The following is an 18,280-nucleotide window of genomic DNA, read 5'->3' on the forward strand; positions in this document are numbered from 1 at the left end:
GAAGGTCACAAACGCGCCGGTGAGTTCGGCTGGAGCGGCAATGCCTCGACGCAGGCGTGGATCGACCCCGCCCACGACTTCGCCGCCGTCCTGATGATGCAGGCCCTGCCCTATCGCAGCATCGATGTGCTGTCGCCCCTACGCGCCGCTATCGACGCCGATTTGGGTATCACGCGCGACTAAACCGTCTAAACCGCCGCCATCTTGCCGGACCCGAAGCGTGCGCGCACACTCACCATTCAACCCTTGGAGGTTTTGAAATGGTCGATGCGGTCAATCTGGAAGACAAGCTGGGCCAGTTTGACGAAACATGGTCACCGCGCACGGTTGCGACCTTCAATGGTCACGACATCATGGTGGCCAAGTTTCTGGGCGAGTTCGTCTGGCATTCCCATGCCGATACCGACGACCTGTTTCTGGTCCTCAAAGGAGAAGTCGATATCCGCCTGCGCGATCGCACAGTCTCACTGAAGGCCGGTGAGTTGTTCGTCGTCCCCAAGGGCGTCGAGCATCGCCCCTTCGCCAAGGAAGAGGCGCATGTGCTGCTGATCGAGCCCAGCGGAACACCCAATACCGGCGATCCCGCGACCGCAGCAGGGCGCAAGCTGATTTAAAAAAAGGCGCTGACCGGATTGGTCAGCGCCCTTTTCATTTCAATCGATGACCAAAATCACAAAGACTTGGCGAACGCTTCGATGTCTTCCGGCGTGTTCAGTGCCAGTGCCTCGGTTTCGGAGGCGATGCGCTTGGCCATGCCGGTCAGAACCTTGCCCGAGCCGATTTCGACGAAGCGGGTCACGCCACCTTCAGTCGCCATCCACTCCATGCTTTCGCGCCAGCGGACGCGGCCGGTCACTTGTTCGACCAGCAGACGACGGATGGTTTCCGGATCGATTTCCGGACGGGCGGTGATGTTGGCGATCAAGGTCGCCGACGGGGCGTGGATCGTGGCTTCGGCCAGAGCCGCCGCCATTTCGTCAGCCGCCGGTTGCATCAGCGGACAGTGGAACGGGGCAGAAACGTTCAGCGGAATGGCGCGTGCGCCCAGTTCCTTGGCCTTTTCGATAGCCAGATCAACAGCGGCCTTGTCGCCCGAAATGACGACATTGCCCTTGTTGTTGTCATTGGCGACAACGCAGACACCCACAGCCGAACCTGCCTTGGCGGCTTCTTCGGCCAGAGCCAGATCGGTTTTCGGGCCGATCAGCGACGCCATCGCGCCCTTGCCCACCGGCACAGCGCGCTGCATGGCCTGACCGCGCAGTTTCAGAAGACGGGCCGTGTCGGACAGCGAGATCGCGCCCGATGCGGCCAGAGCCGAATATTCGCCCAGCGAGTGACCGGCGACGAAATCGGCGCTCGAAACATCAAAGCCGAACTCCACCTTCAACACACGGGCCGTCGCCACCGATACGGCCATCAGCGCAGGCTGGGCGTTCTCGGTCAGGGTCAGCTGGTCCTCGGGACCGTCCTTCATCAAGGCCGACAGCTTCTGGTTCAGCGCGTCATCGACTTCGGCAAAGACTTCACGTGCACTGGCAAAGGCGTCCGACAGGGCCACGCCCATACCGACAGCCTGGCTGCCTTGACCGGGAAAGAGAAGCGCGAGGCTCATCTGCGTTTCGTCCGTATTATTGTTAAACTGGCCGCGAGGGGTAAGACAAACCCTCCCCTACGGCAAGCCGCTGTTGATAATACGGGCCGCAAACGGCCTCGCGGTTTGATCGCGGTCTAGTCCTTGATCTCGGCGGTACAGGGACGGTTATCCGGCCCCGCCGCACCGTCACAACGACGGATCGCCAGCAGGCTTTCAGTGCTTTCAGTCAGGCGGTTACGGTTGTCGTCACCCTTGGTCAGGGTAAAGGCATCGTACAACTGGCCCGTGGCCGTATAGGCGCGGAACTCCAGTTGGCGTTCCTGCACGTCGATCAACTGGTACAGCTCGGTATTCTCGGCGGCACGCACAGGCTGGGTGTCGGCGCGATCATTCAAGCCATACATCTTGGAGCCTGTGACCGAGACCACATAGACCGGACCTTGCGGCAGACCGGCATCCGAGTTGGCACGCGAGGCTTCTGCACCGGCGGGGTTCGAGACACGGCCATAGCAGTGGTCATGGCCTTGCAGCACCAGATCGATATTGCGGGCATCGAAGATCGGCTTCCATGCCGCCTTCAGCTCCTCGGTGTCTTCGGGACGTGCGCAGGTATAGATCGGCTGGTGGAACACAGCGACGTTCCACTTGGCCGTGCTGGTGGCCAGTGCATTGTCCAGCCACGCCGTCTGGCTGCCCAGACCGCCCAGATCCAGTCCCGATGTGCCGTCCAGAATGATGAAACGCACGCCCTGGAAATCGACGAAATAGGTCGTGTCTTTAACGCCCTCGGCACCATTGTCCGGCAGGGCGAACTGACGCGTCCAGTGCGGGCCAAGCACGCGCGATTCCGAACCATCCGGCAGGATGTGGTCGACATATTCGTGGTTGCCCGATGCCGGAAGCTGTTGGGTCATGGCAAAGGCACGGCCACCGGCCTCGGTCCATTCGCCCCACTCGTCGTCGTGAACCTTGACCTCGCGCTGGGCCACCAGATCACCGGCGTGCAGCACCAGCGAGGCCGGACCGGCTTCCTTGAAGGCCGAACGGATCACGCGCGAACCGATTTCCAGAATATCGTTCTGGGTGTCGCCCAGATAGATAAAGCGGAACGGCTCGAAACCGGCAGTGGCCGTGCGGAACGGTATCCACTCGCTCCAGCCATCGGACGCCTTTACGCGATACACATAGCGCGTGGACGGCTTCAGATTGTCAAAGCGCACCTGATGGTAATGGGCCGTGCCGTTCTCGTTGCTGATCGGCGAGGTATTGCCCGACACCTTGATGGCATCAAAGCCCAGCAGTGGGCCGTCGATCTCTTGCGAGATTTCGGCTTCGGCGGTCGTCTGGTCGGTGCTGGTGCGCCATGCCACAGCCGCCCCGCGCGATGCATCGGCCGCAGGTGTCAGCACGATACGGTCCGCCCAGGTCTTGGCCGCCCAGCGCCCGTTCGGTGCATGCAGCGGCGGCGGGGTCGGATCGGGGTCCGGCGGAGCCACGATCTGTGCCGAAACCGGCGTGGCGACCATCAGGCCGACAGCAGCAAGAAGAGCAAGCGAGGGCTTCATATTCTCAGTTCCCTGACGAGAAAGCGATGTCCGTCGCATAAGCCCGCTCTGCAACGCTAAAACGTGGGATTTACGACAACCCCTCACCGCTTTACCGACAGGTTTGCGACAAACCCGACGGATACGGACAAAAGCGTCAGAACAGGCCGATCAGCTCTTTTGCCGCCAACACACAAAACAGCACCGTCGCCGCCCCCAGCATCGTGTTCGACAGCCAGCCGCTGCGCCATTGCTCGGGCAGGCGCTTGCTGTTCAACAGCCACAAAAGCGTGCCCGCAAGGAAGGGCATGAACAGGCTGCCCAGCACGCCATAGGCCACGATAAGCCCGAACGGACGCTCCATAAACAACAGGGCAATCGGCGGGAATGTCAGCCACAGGGCATACAGTTTAAACGCCCGCGACTTGTCGCCGCGCTGTGCCGGATCATCGCTCTTGCCGCGCACATGGGCGACGAAATCAGCGAACATCAGGCTGACGCCTTGCCAGACGCCCAGGAGCGACGAGAAACTTGTCGCCCAGAAGCCCACCAGAAACAGGATGGAAACCGGACGCCCGAACCTGTCCTCAAGTACCGAGGAAAGGTCCAGCAGACCGCGATCCCCGCCTTGCAACGCAATCCCTGCGGCATGGAGCAGTTCGGCCCCGACGATCAGCATCGCCACCACGAACACACCCGTCACCGCATAGGCGACCTTGTTGTCCAGCCGCATCGTCGCCATCCATGACGGCCCGCGCCAGCCCTTGGCATTCAGCCAATAGCCATAGGCCGCCATAGTGATGGTGCCCCCGACCCCGCCGATCAGGCCCATAGTATAGAAGGCCGAACCTTCGGGCAGTGTCGGCCACAGCCCTGTCAGCAATCGCGGAATATCTGGGGCCACAATAAAGGCCAGTCCGATGACGGTGACAAACATCACCCCCACGGCAAAGGTCATGACCTTTTCAAACAGTCCATAGCCGCCGAACCAGACAAAGGTCAGTCCAGCCAGACCGCTGAGAACACCCCAGACCTTCAGGTCCAGAACCGGAAACAGCGCCGCCAGAGGCAGTGCCGACGAGGTCATGGCGGCGGCCCCGTACACAAAGCCCCAGATCACGACATAGATACCGAAATACAGCCCCGCCCAGTTCACGCGCGAGCCAAACAGCCCCTTGCCCAGACTGGACCAGCCGTCAAAAATCGTCTTCTCGCCCGCCAGCGTCCAGCGCCCCACCGCCTCGGCCAGCGCAATCTTGAGCAGGGTGCCAATGATCGCCGCCCACAGCAGGGCGTAACCGAATTTCGAACCCGCGATCAGGGTGGCGACCAGATCGCCCGCCCCTACGCCCGTCGCCGCAACCACAATCCCCGGCCCGATCAGCGACCATTTGGTGCGCGCAGGACGCTCGCTCTTCTGCTCTTTCAACGCCAAGCTTCCGCCTCCCGACAGTTCCCCAAACGAAAACAGGGGTAATTTGCACACGAAATAAAGCCCCGCTGGAACCTACCGGTACATGCCGGAGCTTTTATTCGAGAGCACCACGCGCGCCCTAAGACCGCTCTTGCCCCCTAAAACCGCTCTTGGATTGAAGTCATGACCAGTGAAACTCGCCGCGACCCACTCGCCGACCATCTGCTGACGCCCGAAAATTGCGCCTTTATCATCATCGACTACCAGCCGATCCAGGTGTCCTCGATCCGCTCGATCGACAAGAAGGAACTGGTGTTCAACATCGTCAGCACCGCCAAGGCTGCGGTCAATTACAATCTGCCGATTGTTCATTCGACGGTGAACGTCCAGACCGGTTTCAACAAGCCGCCCATTCAGGAAATTCAGGACGTTCTCGGCCATTTGCCGACCATTGACCGCACCACCATCAACAGTTGGGAGGATGTCGAGTTCAAGGCCGCCGTTAAGGCGACCGGCCGCAAAAAGCTGGTTATGACAGCGCTGTGGACGGAAGCCTGCCTTGCCTTCCCTGCTCTGGACGCTCTCAAGGAAGGTTACGAGGTCTATGTGGTTGCCGATGCCGTCGGCGGCACCTCTCTGGCGGCCCACGAAGCGGCTCTGCGCCGCATCGAACAGGCCGGTGGCCAACTGATCAGCAAGACCCAACTCTATTGCGAACTGCAACGTGACTGGAACCGCACCGATACCGTACCGGGCTTCATGCATGTGTTTGCAAACTGGGACGGCACCAATCCCGAGAAAGACTTCAAGGACTAACCACCTTTGTAGCCCGTCCGGCAGCCCCGCTTCTGTGCAATCAGGGGTGGGGTACCTGCCTAGATAGCCATTATAACTCGCCCGCCTGTCCGGTGAGGGCCAGCATCCTTGCCCTTTCGGCGCTTTTCGCCTATACGCCCCACCTTTCCAGGGCTTCGGTCCTGTCGTGGAATGTCAAAGGGTCGGGAAACTCCCGTCCGCCACTGCAGGAGCCATCGTAGACGAACTACCCGGTTCGCCTGCGCCGATGTCCACCAAGGGAGAACACCGCATGGCTCTATACGAGCACACGGTCATGACGCGCCAAGATATCTCGGCGCAACAGGCCGAAGCGCTGAACGACACCATCAAGGCTCTGATCGAAGAAGGCGGCGGTTCCGTTGCAAAGATCGAGTACTGGGGTCTGCGCAACCTTACCTACCGCGTGAAGAAGAACCGCAAGGCTCACTATTCCCTGCTCGCCGTTGACGCACCTCCGGCTGCTATGGCCGAAGTCGAGCGCCAACTGTCGATCAACGAAGACGTGCTGCGTTGGCTGACCATCCGCGTCGAAGAGCTCGACCTGGAACTGTCGCCGCTGCTGGCTCGCCGCGAACGCGAACGCGATCGTAGCGCTCCTAGCAACCGCAACGACGACGCTGCGGCTTCGGAATAAGGAACCGGATATATGACCGATACCAAAGCTCCGATCCCGGGCGCTCCGGCTGGCTCCGGCCCGGCCCGTCGTCCGTTCTATCGTCGCCGCAAGGTTTGCCCGTTCTCGGGTGCCAACGCGCCGAAGATTGACTACAAAGACGTGAAGCTGCTGCAGCGTTACGTTTCCGAACGCGGCAAGATCGTGCCTTCGCGCATCACCGCCGTTTCCGCCAAGAAGCAACGCGAACTGGCCAAGGCCATCAAGCGCGCTCGCTACCTGGCTCTGCTGCCGTACGTGGTGAAGTAAGATGAAGGTCGTTCTGCTTGAACGCGTCGAGAACCTCGGCGCCATCGGCGACGTCGTCACCGTTAAGGACGGCTTCGCTCGTAACTTCCTGCTGCCGCGCGACAAGGCTCGCCGCGCGACCGAGAAGAACCTGAAGGCCTTCGAAATCGAACGTGCTGCTATTGAAGCACGTAACGACAAGAACAAGGCTGACGCTCAAGTCATCGCTGACAAGATCGATGGCGAAACCTACGTCATGATCCGTCAAGCTGGCGAAACCGGCCAACTGTACGGTTCGGTCGCTGGTCGCGACGTGGCTGAAGTCGTCCGCGCTTCGGGTGCAAACGTCACCCGTTCGCAGGTCGTTCTGAACACCGCCATCAAGACCCTGGGCGTACACGAAGTGCTGGTTCGCCTGCACGCTGAAGTGTCGGCCACCGTCAAGATGAACATCGCACGTTCGGCTGAAGAAGCCGAGCGTCAAGCGAAGGGCGAGGATGTCATCCGCGCTCAGTTCAACGAAGAGCGTGATGCTGCTGAACAAGCTGCTCAAGAGCTCATCGAAGGCGGCGCAGGCCAACAAGAAGATTTCGGCGACGAAGCGTAAGCTTCCTCACCGGACTTCAAGGATCAGGGCATCAGCTTCGGCTGGTGCCCTTTTTCTTTGCCTGCAATCTTTAGATTTTCTTCATGTACCTATAAATATTCTCGGTATGCGAATGGCTTTTTTGCGGCGCAATATGGGGGCCTCAGCTTAGCGGACGGACAGCTCAACGCCCTTCTGCCTGCTGCGCCCTCTGCTCCGGTCGATGCCATTCCCTCAGCGTTGCCCTGTGCAGGGGCGGAAAATCACAAGGGGGAATACATGATCCGACGGATGAAATCGCACGACACTCTCCGGCTTAACCGCTGTTGGCACCCGCCGGTGCTCTGCGCGTCTCTCCCCTCCTGACAGCATGCGTGCCTCCCCCGCTCCGGCGGCGCGCAGGCACGGTTTCCAAGATTTCCCGTATGTCTTCCGGCCTCATTGAACCCGGCCAGAACTTCGACACTGCCACAGAAAGTTTTATCGTGAAGATCCGTACTTTCACTTCCCGCGCGGCACTGTTTGCCGCTGCATCCGGCTCCGCCCTGTTGATGGCTGGCGCCGTTCAAGCCCAGAGCAATGACCAGACCACAGCCGTTGACGATATTGTTGTCACCGGCACCCGTGTCGCCAACCGCTCGCGTCTTGATACGGTTGCGCCTATCGATGTGGTGACCGCCGAAACCCTCGAACAGCGCGGCTCGACCGAATTGGCCGCCCAATTGGCTGCCAGTGTTCCGGCCCTGAACTTCCCGCGCCCTTCGGCCACCGATGGCACTGACTCCATCCGTCCGGCCACCCTGCGTGGTCAGGGACCGGACCAGACACTGGTTCTGGTCAATGGTGTACGTCGTCACCAGACAGCCCTTGTGAACCTGAACGGTTCGGTTGGCCGTGGCTCCTCGGCTGTGGATCTAAACGCCATCCCGTCCTCGGCGGTTGATCGTATCGAGGTCCTGCGTGACGGCGCAGCCGCCCAATATGGCTCGGACGCCATTGCCGGTGTGCTGAACCTGCGCCTGCGCGAAGCCCGCGAGGGCGGCGGTGCGAATGTGACCTACGGCCAGTACATCACCGACTTTACCGGCTTTTATGGCCGTGATGACAAAATCCGCGACGGCGACACCCTGACCGTTTCCGGCTGGCAGGGCTTTGCCCTTGGCGAAGAAGGCTTCCTGACCGCCTCGGTGGAATACCGCGATCGCGATCGCACCAACCGCTCGGATATCAACCCGACGCTGGGCCGCATCACCGGTGGCCAAGGCGATGCACAGGTTGAAGACCTGTCGGCCTATCTGAACGCAGGCTTGCCTCTGGCCGACGGCTGGGAAGCCTATGGCTGGGCCGGCTATCAAAAGCGTGACGCCTCGGCGGCCGCCTTCTATCGCACCCCGACCGATAATACCCAGAACCCCGATTATGGTTCGGGCCGCAAATATCCTGACGGCTACCTGCCCTATATCCTGACCGAGACCACCGACTGGACCGCAGCGGGCGGTATTCGCGGCAATGTTGGCGAATGGGGCGTGGACATCAATCTCGGCTACGGGGTCAACAAGATCGAGTTCGGTGCCGAAAACACCATGAACCCGACCTATGGCCTGAATGGCCCGACCAGCTTCGATGCCGGTTCGCTGGAATACAGCCAACTGGTGCTGGGCGTGGATGCCAGCCGTGAATATGATCTGGGCTGGCACGGGCCGCTGAACGTGGCCGTAGGCCTTGAGGCCCGCCGCGAGAACTACCAAATCGGCGCTGGCGAAGAGGCCTCCTATGCCCGTGGCCCCATCCTTGTGGCAGGTGGCAACACCCTGACCTTCGGTTCGCGCGGCTTTACCGGCTTTACCCCGAATAACGAGGTGGACGAGGATCGCAGCAATGTCGGCGTCTATCTGGACCTCGAAGGTGAAGTGATCGACGGCCTGACCCTGTCGGGTGCCGTGCGCTATGAAAACTATTCGGACTTCGGCGACAATGTCTCGGGCAAGTTTGCTGCCCGTTACGACTTCAATCCGCACTTTGCCATCCGTGGTGCCGTATCGACCGGCTTCCGCGCGCCGAGCCTGCAACAGCAATATTACACCCAGACCTCGGTCCTCTATATCAGCAACGTCCCCTACGAGACCGGCACCTATCCGTCGGTCAGCGAAGTGGGTCTGGCCCTCGGCGGCACCGATCTTCAAGCCGAGGAATCGGTCAACTACTCGCTGGGTTTTGTAGCGCGTAACGGCCCGTTCGAGTTCACCGCCGATGCCTATCGCATCGACATCTCGGATCGCATCATCCTGTCGGAAACCCTGACGGGCAGCGCCACCGCTGCTGTGGGCACCAATGCCCGCACCATCTTTGACCTGCTGGCGCCCTATGGTGCCTCGGCCGCCCGCTTCTTCATCAATGGCGTGGATACCGAAACCACAGGTCTGGATGTGGTCGCCCGCTATCGTGCGCAAACCTCCGCCGGCCACCGTCTGGACTTCACGCTGGCCGGTAACGTCAACGACTTCAAAGTCACCAAGACGCCTGTGACCGAAAGCGGCGTCCTGCCGGTTCCGACCACTCTGTTCGGGCGTCAGGCTGTGTATCGCTTCCAGGAAGGTACCCCGCCGTGGAAGGTCGTGTTCCAGACCGACTGGGAGGCCGAGAAACTGGGCGGCACCTTGCGTGTCAGCGGCTATGGCGATGTGCTGGCCGCAGGGGCAACCGAAGCCACCGACCTGCAACTGGGCGATGCTCTGGTTGTCGATGCCGAGGCCCGTTACCGCTTTACCGACAAAGTAACGCTGGCCATTGGTGCCGACAATATTCTGGACCAGTACCCGCGCCAGAGCCTGCGCGAGAACAACACCACGGGGGCCTTCCCGTTCTCGAACTTCTCGCCCTATGGCTTCAACGGCCGCTATGTTTACGGGCGTATCAGCTTGAAGTGGTAAGCCACTGATCGTGCAATGGTTTGGAGGCGGACGTATTTTACGTCCGCCTTTTTCCTTATTCAGACCCCGTTCAGGCGCTAGAACTAGGATCAAAGCTTGGATACATAACGTCCGCGTGCCGATTTTCTCCGGAGCCCCCAGCCGCCATGAAATCAAACCTGTCCTCAATGGCAGCCATCGGCCTTTGTGCCGCCCTGACCGTTTCAGCTGTGGCCACTCCGGCTCTGGCACAGGCCCAGATGACTGTGGCCCAGTTTCTGGAAGCCGGTCGGGACATTCCGCGTAACCGCGCTGCCGCCATGCTGCGTTCCGATACGCGCCGCCTGGTCCGCGTTGCGACCGGTGCCGTCAGTCAGGTGAAATCAGAACAGGCCGCTGCCGAGCGCGCCGGTCGCCGCCCCAACCACTGCATCCCTTCGTCGGGCACGGGTATCACCCCTGAAACTCTGGTTGCCCGCTTTGAAGGCATGCCCGCCACCCGCCGCAATGTTACGGTGACACAGGCGGTGCGTGACTGGATGAGCGAACGCTATCCCTGCCGCGCCTAGAATCGTCTAAGCGTCATCCCCAGACTTCACAGGGTGTGGATAACCTCACCGCTGGATAAGCTTCTTTCTACGGGTCTCCATCATCCCATGATGGAGGCCATTCTGTTTTTATCGGTACCATGAACGCGCTCGCTCCAATGCCCTACGACCAAGGTTCCAATGTCAATGTGACGGCCATGCCGCACAATCTGGAAGCGGAACAAGCACTGCTCGGGGCATTGATGTTCGACAATGGCGTGTTCGAGCGCCTCAGCGACCGCCTGCGCGACGTCCATTTTTACGAGCCCTTTCACCAGCGTCTGTTCAAGGCCATCGAAGAGCACATCCGTCAGGGTCTGCTGGCCGAACCGACCATTTTGATGGAGCGCTTCAAGCAAGATCCGGCCTTTGCCGAGTTCGGTGGCCTGCGCTACCTCGCCGATCTTGTGGACCGCGCCCCGCCCGCCGCCAATGCGCCGGACTATGCGCGCGTCATCTATGATCTGGCCCTGCGCCGCGAACTGATCCGCATCGGCGGCCAGATCGCCAAGGACGCGCCCGATCCCGAACGCGCCGCCGAAGACCAGATAGAACAGGCCGAACAGACCCTGTATTCGCTGGCCGAAACCGGCAAGCCGTCCTCGGGCTTTGTGGCCTTCTCGCACGCCATCGCCGGTGCCGTGGAAATGGCGGGCGAAGCCTATCAGCGTGAAGGCAAGCTGGCAGGCCTCGCCACCCGTCTTGATGATCTTGACCAAAAGCTGGGTGGCCTGCACCCCTCCGACTTGCTGATCCTTGCCGGTCGTCCGTCGATGGGTAAGACCGCACTTGCCACCAACATCGCCTTTAACGTCGCGCGCAACTACAAGTGGGAGCCCACCCCCGATGGCGGTCGCAAGACCGTGGACGGCGGCGTCGTGGCCTTCTACTCGCTGGAAATGAGCGCCGAACAGTTGGCCATGCGTATTCTGGCCGATGCGTCGGGGGTGTCCTCGGACAAGCTGCGTAAGGGCGAGATCGACGCTTCGGACTTTGGCAAGCTGCGCGATGCCGCCATCGAAATCGGCGAGAGCCCGCTCTATATCGATGCGACCGGTGGCCTCTCCATGGCCAAGCTGGCCGCCCGTGCGCGCCGTCTTGCCCGTATGGATCACGGCCTTGACCTCATCGTGGTCGACTACCTCCAGCTTGTGACGGTGGGCGAAGGCAGCAGCCAGAAGAACCGCGTGCAGGAAGTGTCGGAAATCACCGGCGGCCTGAAGGCGCTGGCTAAGGAACTGAACGTTCCCATCATCGCCCTGTCGCAGTTGTCGCGTCAGGTCGAACAACGCGAGGACAAACGTCCGCAACTGTCCGACCTTCGTGAATCCGGCTCGATCGAGCAAGACGCCGACTGCGTGATGTTCGTTTACCGCGAGAGCTATTATCTGGGCCGCGCCGAACCGCGCGAAGGCTCCGAAGAACACCTGAAGTGGCAGGAAGACATGGACCGCCTGCAGCATCAGGCCGAAGTGGTCATCGGCAAGCAGCGTCACGGCCCGATCGGCATCGTGAAACTGGCCTTCGATTCCAACACCACCCGCTTTGGCAATCTGGCGCAGGATGGCCGCTATGGCAGCGCCTATGCGGATATTCCCGAATAAGGAAAATCCTTCCGCAAATGGGCTGGCAGGAACAGGTTCAGGGGCGTAAACATCCCCGCTATGACCTCCCTGCCCGCTTCCCTTACCGTTGATCTTGGCGCTCTGGCGCGTAATTTCCACACCCTTCAGGAGGTGACGGGCCGTCCCGTCAATCCGGTTGTGAAGGCTGACGGCTATGGCCTCGGAGCCGTCGCGGTCGCCAAACGCCTGATGGCCGAGGGCGCGCGCACCTTCTTTGTCGCGCGTGCTGCCGAAGGGGTTCTGCTGCGCGAAGGTCTTGGGGCCGAGCCAACCATCTATGTGCTGGACGGGGCCCACGGCGAGAACATCCCGCTGATCCGCGCCTCCAATCTGCGCCCTGTGCTGAACCAGCCTGTACAGCTTGAAAACTGGCTGTCCTCGGGTGGCGGTGCCTGTGGTCTGCAAATCGACACGGCGATGAATCGCCTCGGTTATCGCGTCGAGAATGCGCCAGAACCGTTTGCGGGTCTGGAGCTGGTGATGACTCACCTCGCCTGCGCCGACGAGCCGTCAAACCCGCTGAACCGCCAGCAACGCGACGCCTATGCCGGTGTGGTCGAAAAATACCCCGGCGTGACCCGTAGCTTTGCCAATTCCGGCGGCTGCTTCCTTGGTCCTGACTTTGCCTTTGACGTCGTGCGTCCCGGTATCTGCCTTTACGGCAGCGGGCCGGAAGGCAAGCCGCACGACAAGATCGCCCCTGTCGCCACGCTGAACGCCCAGATCATGCAGGTGCGTGATGTGCCGGTCGGCGAAACCGTCGGCTATTCGCAAGGCTTCCGCCCCGAACACCCCGTCACCGTCGCGACCTGTGGCGCAGGCTATGCCGACGGCGTGCTGCGTTCCTATTCCCCCAAAGGACAGGTCTGGATCAATGGCGAGCTACGCCCCATCATCGGCCGTGTCTCGATGGACGTACTTGCCGTGGACGTGACCGGCCTTGATGTTAAGGCGGGCGACAGTGTCGAGATATTCGGCAACAATCGCCTGATCGACAATGTTGCCGCCGCTGCGGGCACGATCAGCTACGAGTTGCTGACCTCGATCACCCCGCGCGTGCCGCGACTGTACGTCGGCTGAACCGGATACAAAAAGGGCCCCTTTCGGGGCCCTTTCCATTTAGTCGATGGCGAAGGCCATAGCCCCTTCGCCGATTACCGAAAACGCCATGAATACCGCCATGATCAGGCCTGCGACCACCATGGTCAGCAAGCCCCAGACGATGACCAGCACAATCGTATAAACCAGTTGCTTGTCCTGCGGGGTCTGCTTCAGCGGACCCAGCCCGCAATAGACCAGATACGCCCCGTAGAGGCCCACCAGCAGCGAAATCACTGCCGGAGCATCGCCCTGGATCAGGTTCAGAATGCCCAGAAGCCAGAACGGCGTCATCGCATAAACCGCCAGCTTCATTGACTGGAGGGTGTTCTTTTCCGAACCGAAATTGTGCGCCACCCCGTCAATGACAATGCCCAGTATATAGGCCGCCAGCAGGTTCAGTCCGTAGGAGACGAACCCATAGAGCAGCACTGACAAAATACCCTTGTCGTCAAAGACCAGATCGCTGACGACCGTGGCGACAGGGCCGATGGCGGCAAGGATCATGGCATAACGCCGGAACAGCGACTTTACCGTCGTCTGTTCGGCAGCAATGATCGGCCACTCGTATTTCGGGCGCAGCAGAATGCCTTTGACGCGGTCAACCAGACCGGGATCAAACACAGGCGGGTTTTCAGCAGTCATCTGCCCCTCCATGAAACTCTTGCCTTCATAATCCAAGCTGGCCTTTGCGACCATGACCCGTCGTCAACCTTACAAAAACTTATAGGGCGGCCGCGGGCGTCAAAAACGGACGCATGAAGAAGGCAGCATCTGTTCTTGTTCTGTTTCTCTGCTAGGCTTCACGCATGGCTCGTGACTCGTCTCTCTTTGTTTGCAAACCCTGTGGTGCCGTCCATTCCAAATGGACCGGCCAATGCACGGGGTGTCAGGAATGGAATACCCTCGTCGAGGAATCCAAATCCGCACCTCCGGGGGCCATGAAGCCCACGGCGACGGCGCGCGGTCGCGGCATTACCTTCGAGACGCTGGTGTCCGACACACCCGATCCACCCCGTATCAAGACGGGTGTGGCCGAGTTCGACCGCGTGTGTGGTGGCGGTGTGGTCCCCTCTTCGGCCATTCTGCTGGGCGGTGATCCGGGTGTGGGCAAGTCCACCCTGTTGCTGGAAGTCACCGCCAAGGCCGCACGAGGCGGTGCGCGCGTCGCCTATATTTCCGGCGAAGAAGCCATCGAACAAATCCGTGCCCGTGCCAAGCGCATGGGCGTGGCCGATGCGCCTGTGGCTCTGGCTTCGGCGACGTCGCTGCGGGATATCCTGACGACGCTGAAACGCGACAAGTTCGATATTGTCGTCATCGATTCTATCCAGACCCTGTGGTCCGACGCCCACGAGGCCGGTCCCGGTTCCATTACCCAAGTCCGTGCCTGTGCCGCCGAACTGGTCCGGATGGCCAAGGATGATGGCCCTTCCATCATCCTCGTCGGTCACGTCACCAAGGACGGCCAGATCGCCGGTCCCCGCGTCGTCGAACACATGGTCGATGCCGTTCTCAGTTTCGAGGGCGAACGCGGCTATCCGTTCCGTATCCTGCGCGCGGGCAAGAACCGCTTCGGGGCCACCGACGAGATCGGCGTCTTCGAAATGGGCGATTCAGGTTTGCGCGAAGTGACCAACCCGTCCGCCCTCTTCCTTGGCGAAGGCAAGGAAGGCGCACCGGGGGCAGCTGTGTTTGCCGGTATCGAAGGCTCGCGCCCCGTGCTGGTGGAAATACAGGCGCTGGTGGCCCCGTCGGCCTATGGCACGCCGCGCCGCGCTGTTGTCGGCTGGGATTCAGGGCGGCTCGCCATGCTGCTGGCGGTGCTGGAGGCGCGGTGCGGCATCACCTTTGGCGACAAGGATGTCTATCTGAACGTCGCGGGCGGTATGCGCATCAACGAGCCGGCTGCCGACCTTGCCGCCGCCGCCGCGCTTATCTCGTCGGCGCTCGACAAACCGCTTCCCAAGGGCTGCGTGGTGTTTGGCGAAATCGGCCTGTCGGGCGAGGTGCGCGCAGTTGGCCGTGCCGAAGCCCGTCTGCGCGAAGCCGCCAAGCTGGGCTTCGAGCGGGCCCTTTCGCCAGGCCTTGGCAAGGGCAAGACCGCCGATGTCAAAATGACCGTCGTGGCGCGTCTGGCCGAGGCGGTGGACCGCATCGCGCAAAACAAATTCTAAGGCCTCGGAAAAACCGCCCTTGCCGTGTTAGCCACAGTCCATGACCGGTTTTGATGTCTTTGTCATTCTGGCGATCCTGCTGTCGGCGACAGCAGGATGGTTTCGTGGCGCGTTGCGCGAACTGACTTCGCTGTTCAGTTTCTTCATTGCGGGCCTGATCTCGCTGATCACCCTGCCATGGACGGCTCCGTTCGGGCGCGGACTGGTCGAACCCGACTGGGCAGGCTCGATCCTGACTGTCGGCGTGGTGTTTGTGGCCCTGTATTTCGTTATCCGCTGGACGACAGGGGCCTTGTCCAAGGGCCTGCGCGGCAATGCGCTGGGTGCGCTGGACCAGATTGCCGGTGTCGCTCTCGGCATAGTGCGCGCTCTGGCGCTGGTCGGTGCGGTCCACCTGATTTTGATGGGCGTTGTCGGTGACAACCCGCCCCGCTGGTTCGTCACAGCCAAAACCCTGCCCGTCAGCACCCTGTCCGCCGCCGCCATCCAGCTCACACTTCCGGCTATGGCCAAGGGCGCAGATGCCCTGACACCTGTGGTCCAAAAGTCGGTAACCGAGGGCTTTTCGGATCAAAGCGATCAATGACCCTTGAACTCTGTCCGCATGAGGACTAGGTGGCGGGCCATACCGACCTTACGGTCATCGGAGTTACACGATGCCCCACCATATCGCCGATCCCGTCGTTCACCGTGAACATTGGCGCGAACCGGACGACGACCAGTTGCGACTGGAATGTGGTGTGTGCGGTGTATGGGGGGCTCCGGAAAACGAAGCGTCCTCCATCGTTGCACTGGGCCTTCACGCCCTGCAGCATCGCGGGCAGGAAGCTTGCGGTATTGCCAGCGTCCTGAACTCCGAGCGTTTCTTTACCGAGCGCCATATGGGTCTGGTTGGCGAGGCCTTCGGCAATGCCGACCTGACCAACCGCCTTCCGGGCTGTGCTGCGGTCGGCCACACCCGCTATTCTACTGCTGGCGGCAGCTTCCTGCGCAATGTCCAGCCGATGTTCGCCGATCTGGATCAGGGCGGTATCGCCATTGCCCACAACGGCAACCTGACCAACTTCAAGCACATCCATGCCCAGCTGGTTTCCGAAGGCGCGATCTTCCAGTCCACCTCGGATTCCGAAGCGATCCTTCACCTGATCGCCCGCAGCCGCAAAGCCAAGATCGTCGAGCGTTTCATCGACGCGCTGGGCCGCATCGAGGGCGGTTACGCCCTCGTCGCCCAAACCCGCTACAAGATGATCGGTGCGCGTGACCCGCTGGGTATCCGCCCACTGGTACTGGGCAAGCTGGGCGAGGCCTGGGTTCTGGCTTCGGAAACCTGCGCACTGGACACCATGGGCGCGACCTTCATCCGCGACGTGGAACATGGCGAAGTTGTCGTCATCGACGAGGAAGGCCTGACCTCCATCAAGCCTTTCGGCCAGCAAGCTGCCCGTCCCTGCCTGTTCGAATATGTCTACTTCGCCCGTCCCGACTCCGTTGTGAACGGCCGTTCGGTCTATGAAGTCCGCAAGGAAATGGGCCGCCGTCTGGCCCAAGAGTTCGACATCGAAGCCGACATCGTGGTGCCGGTTCCCGATTCGGGCGTTCCCGCGGCTCTGGGCTATGCTCAGGCTGCAGGCATCCCGTTTGAAATGGGCATTATCCGCAGCCACTATCTGGGCCGCACCTTCATCCAGCCCTCGCAGGCCTCGCGCCAGAAGGGCGTTCGTATGAAGCACAGCCCGAACAAGGCGGTTCTGGAAGGCAAGCGCGTTGTCCTGATCGACGATTCGATCGTGCGCGGCACGACCTCGCTGAAACTGGTCCGCGCCGTCCGCGCCGCCGGTGCCAAGGAAGTCCACCTGCGCTCGGCCAGCCCGCAAATCCTGTATCCGGACTTCTACGGCATCGACATGCCGGAGCGTTCGCAACTGATGGCTGCCACCCACACCATGGAAGAAATGCGCGCCATTCTCGAAGTGGATTCGCTGGGCTTCCTGTCGATCGACGGCCTTTACGAGGCGACCGGTGCCGGTCCGCGTGACAACAACGCGCCCCAGTTTACCGACCACTATTTCACCGGTGAATACCCCACCCGCCTGCTGGATCGCGAAGCCGAAGAAGGCGGTCGCGACATCCTCGGTAAGAAGGTTTCCATTCTTACCGTGAATGCCTGAACAAAAGGGCCGCCGGATCATCCGGCGGCCCTTTCTTCATTCAGCGAGCCGCGCTATCAGCGGGCATGTCCGAGACCCAAACCCTTCCGCTTCAAGACCGTATCGCTCTGGTCGTCGGTGCCTCGCGCGGCATCGGTCGTGAAACCGCACTGGCACTGGCCAAGGCCGGTGCCCATGTTGTCGCCGCCGCCCGCACGCAAGGCGGGCTGGAAGAGCTGGACGACGAGATTTATGCCGCCACCGGCAAACACGCGACCCTCATCCCGTTCGACATGATCGACGGCGGTGCCATCGACCGTCTGGGGGGTGCGCTGTTCGAGCGTTACGGCAAGCTGGACATCTGGGTTCAGGCCGCCGCCACCATGGGTGCCGAAGGCCTGACCCCCGTCAGCCACGCCGACCCGCGCGGCTTTGCCAAGATCGAGAAGGTCAACTTCACGGGCGTCTATCGCCTGATCCGCTCGCTGGAGCCGCTGCTGAAGGCCTCCACTGCCGCGCGCGTCATTCACCTGACCACCAGTGTCGCCGCCTCCCCGCGTGCCTTCTGGGGGCCGTATGCCGCCACCAAGGCCGGTGCAGAGAACCTGATGCGTTGCTGGGCTGACGAAATCGAATCCATGCCGATCCGCGTCGCTATCGTCGATCCGGGCCGGATGCGTACCGGCCTTCGCGCCCAGGCCTTCCCCGGCGAAGACCCGCTGATCCTCGCCCACCCGCAGGAAATCACCCCGCTGATGGTGGATCTGGCCCGCGGCGACAAGGAGCCGCCCCTGTTCACCAGTTTTGCCGAGTGGAAAGCCGCTCAGGCGCACTAAAATCAAAGGCCGCTTTCCTCAT

Annotated in this window: 17 protein-coding genes and 1 pseudogene; 14 read left to right on the forward strand and 4 right to left on the reverse strand. The window is 61.4% G+C overall.

All coding sequences use genetic code 11. The features are described 5' to 3' along the window. Window positions 1-183, forward strand: a pseudogene (locus RSB01_RS06560) (hypothetical protein); the annotation flags it as partial. Between the two features lie 77 nt (window positions 184-260). Then, a complete protein-coding gene (locus RSB01_RS06565; protein WP_332591519.1) occupies window positions 261-614 on the forward strand; it encodes a cupin domain-containing protein in 354 nt (117 codons plus the stop codon). A gap of 56 nt (window positions 615-670) precedes the next feature. Here RSB01_RS06565 and fabD read toward each other — a convergent pair whose 3' ends face one another. The 3 genes from fabD to RSB01_RS06580 form a co-directional block, all read right to left on the reverse strand. Continuing rightward, window positions 671-1,615, reverse strand: a complete 945-nt coding sequence (fabD, locus tag RSB01_RS06570) for an ACP S-malonyltransferase (RefSeq protein ID WP_332591520.1) — start codon at window positions 1,613-1,615, stop codon at window positions 671-673. Between the two features lie 116 nt (window positions 1,616-1,731). Further along, window positions 1,732-3,162 carry a metallophosphoesterase family protein gene (locus tag RSB01_RS06575; protein ID WP_332625207.1) on the reverse strand — a complete coding sequence of 477 codons (1,431 nt, stop codon included), beginning with the start codon at window positions 3,160-3,162 and terminating at the stop codon, window positions 1,732-1,734. Between the two features lie 136 nt (window positions 3,163-3,298). After that, on the reverse strand, window positions 3,299-4,576 hold the full coding sequence (locus tag RSB01_RS06580; RefSeq protein WP_332592192.1) for an Nramp family divalent metal transporter: 1,278 nt from the start codon (window positions 4,574-4,576) through the stop codon (window positions 3,299-3,301). Window positions 4,577-4,738: 162 nt separating this feature from the next. Here RSB01_RS06580 and RSB01_RS06585 point away from each other — a divergent pair, with 162 nt between their 5' ends. The 8 genes from RSB01_RS06585 (at window position 4,739) to alr (ending at window position 13,080) form a co-directional block, all read left to right on the forward strand. Further along, on the forward strand, window positions 4,739-5,371 hold the full coding sequence (locus tag RSB01_RS06585) for a hydrolase (protein WP_332619806.1): 633 nt from the start codon (window positions 4,739-4,741) through the stop codon (window positions 5,369-5,371). Between the two features lie 271 nt (window positions 5,372-5,642). Beyond that, on the forward strand, window positions 5,643-6,026 hold the full coding sequence (gene rpsF, locus RSB01_RS06590; RefSeq protein WP_332591968.1) for a 30S ribosomal protein S6: 384 nt from the start codon (window positions 5,643-5,645) through the stop codon (window positions 6,024-6,026). A 12-nt stretch (window positions 6,027-6,038) separates the two neighbouring features. After that, window positions 6,039-6,314 carry a 30S ribosomal protein S18 gene (gene rpsR / locus RSB01_RS06595; protein WP_167177935.1) on the forward strand — a complete coding sequence of 92 codons (276 nt, stop codon included), beginning with the start codon at window positions 6,039-6,041 and terminating at the stop codon, window positions 6,312-6,314. Between the two features lies 1 nt (window position 6,315). Then, the gene (gene rplI / locus RSB01_RS06600; RefSeq protein ID WP_332591969.1) at window positions 6,316-6,900 is read left to right on the forward strand and encodes a 50S ribosomal protein L9; all 585 of its coding nucleotides are present in this window, start codon (window positions 6,316-6,318) and stop codon (window positions 6,898-6,900) included. A gap of 464 nt (window positions 6,901-7,364) precedes the next feature. Then, the gene (locus RSB01_RS06605) at window positions 7,365-9,809 is read left to right on the forward strand and encodes a TonB-dependent receptor (RefSeq protein ID WP_332619804.1); all 2,445 of its coding nucleotides are present in this window, start codon (window positions 7,365-7,367) and stop codon (window positions 9,807-9,809) included. Window positions 9,810-9,955: 146 nt separating this feature from the next. Then, complete coding sequence (locus RSB01_RS06610) at window positions 9,956-10,357, forward strand: hypothetical protein (RefSeq protein ID WP_332591800.1); 402 nt, start codon at window positions 9,956-9,958, stop codon at window positions 10,355-10,357. 119 nt (window positions 10,358-10,476) lie between these two features. Beyond that, the gene (locus RSB01_RS06615; protein ID WP_332591799.1) at window positions 10,477-11,979 is read left to right on the forward strand and encodes a replicative DNA helicase; all 1,503 of its coding nucleotides are present in this window, start codon (window positions 10,477-10,479) and stop codon (window positions 11,977-11,979) included. A 60-nt stretch (window positions 11,980-12,039) separates the two neighbouring features. Continuing rightward, on the forward strand, window positions 12,040-13,080 hold the full coding sequence (gene alr, locus RSB01_RS06620; RefSeq protein ID WP_332591798.1) for an alanine racemase: 1,041 nt from the start codon (window positions 12,040-12,042) through the stop codon (window positions 13,078-13,080). A gap of 39 nt (window positions 13,081-13,119) precedes the next feature. On the opposite strand, the gene RSB01_RS06625 is transcribed toward alr, so the two are convergent. Next, window positions 13,120-13,743: a Yip1 family protein gene (locus tag RSB01_RS06625; RefSeq protein WP_332625209.1), complete on the reverse strand. Its 624-nt coding sequence runs from the start codon at window positions 13,741-13,743 to the stop codon at window positions 13,120-13,122. A gap of 164 nt (window positions 13,744-13,907) precedes the next feature. Here RSB01_RS06625 and radA point away from each other — a divergent pair, with 164 nt between their 5' ends. From radA to RSB01_RS06645, 4 genes are all read left to right on the forward strand, one after another. Further along, entirely contained in the window at window positions 13,908-15,275 is a 1,368-nt protein-coding gene (radA, locus tag RSB01_RS06630) for a DNA repair protein RadA (protein ID WP_332620348.1), read from the forward strand. Between the two features lie 40 nt (window positions 15,276-15,315). Then, entirely contained in the window at window positions 15,316-15,861 is a 546-nt protein-coding gene (locus tag RSB01_RS06635; protein WP_332591343.1) for a CvpA family protein, read from the forward strand. A 70-nt stretch (window positions 15,862-15,931) separates the two neighbouring features. Further along, window positions 15,932-17,443, forward strand: a complete 1,512-nt coding sequence (purF, locus tag RSB01_RS06640; RefSeq protein WP_332591342.1) for an amidophosphoribosyltransferase — start codon at window positions 15,932-15,934, stop codon at window positions 17,441-17,443. Between the two features lie 65 nt (window positions 17,444-17,508). After that, the gene (locus RSB01_RS06645; RefSeq protein WP_332620347.1) at window positions 17,509-18,258 is read left to right on the forward strand and encodes an SDR family NAD(P)-dependent oxidoreductase; all 750 of its coding nucleotides are present in this window, start codon (window positions 17,509-17,511) and stop codon (window positions 18,256-18,258) included. Window positions 18,259-18,280 lie beyond the last annotated feature (22 nt).

Origin of the sequence: Brevundimonas sp. (assembly GCF_036659295.1) — a bacterium.
GTDB lineage: Bacteria > Pseudomonadota > Alphaproteobacteria > Caulobacterales > Caulobacteraceae > Brevundimonas.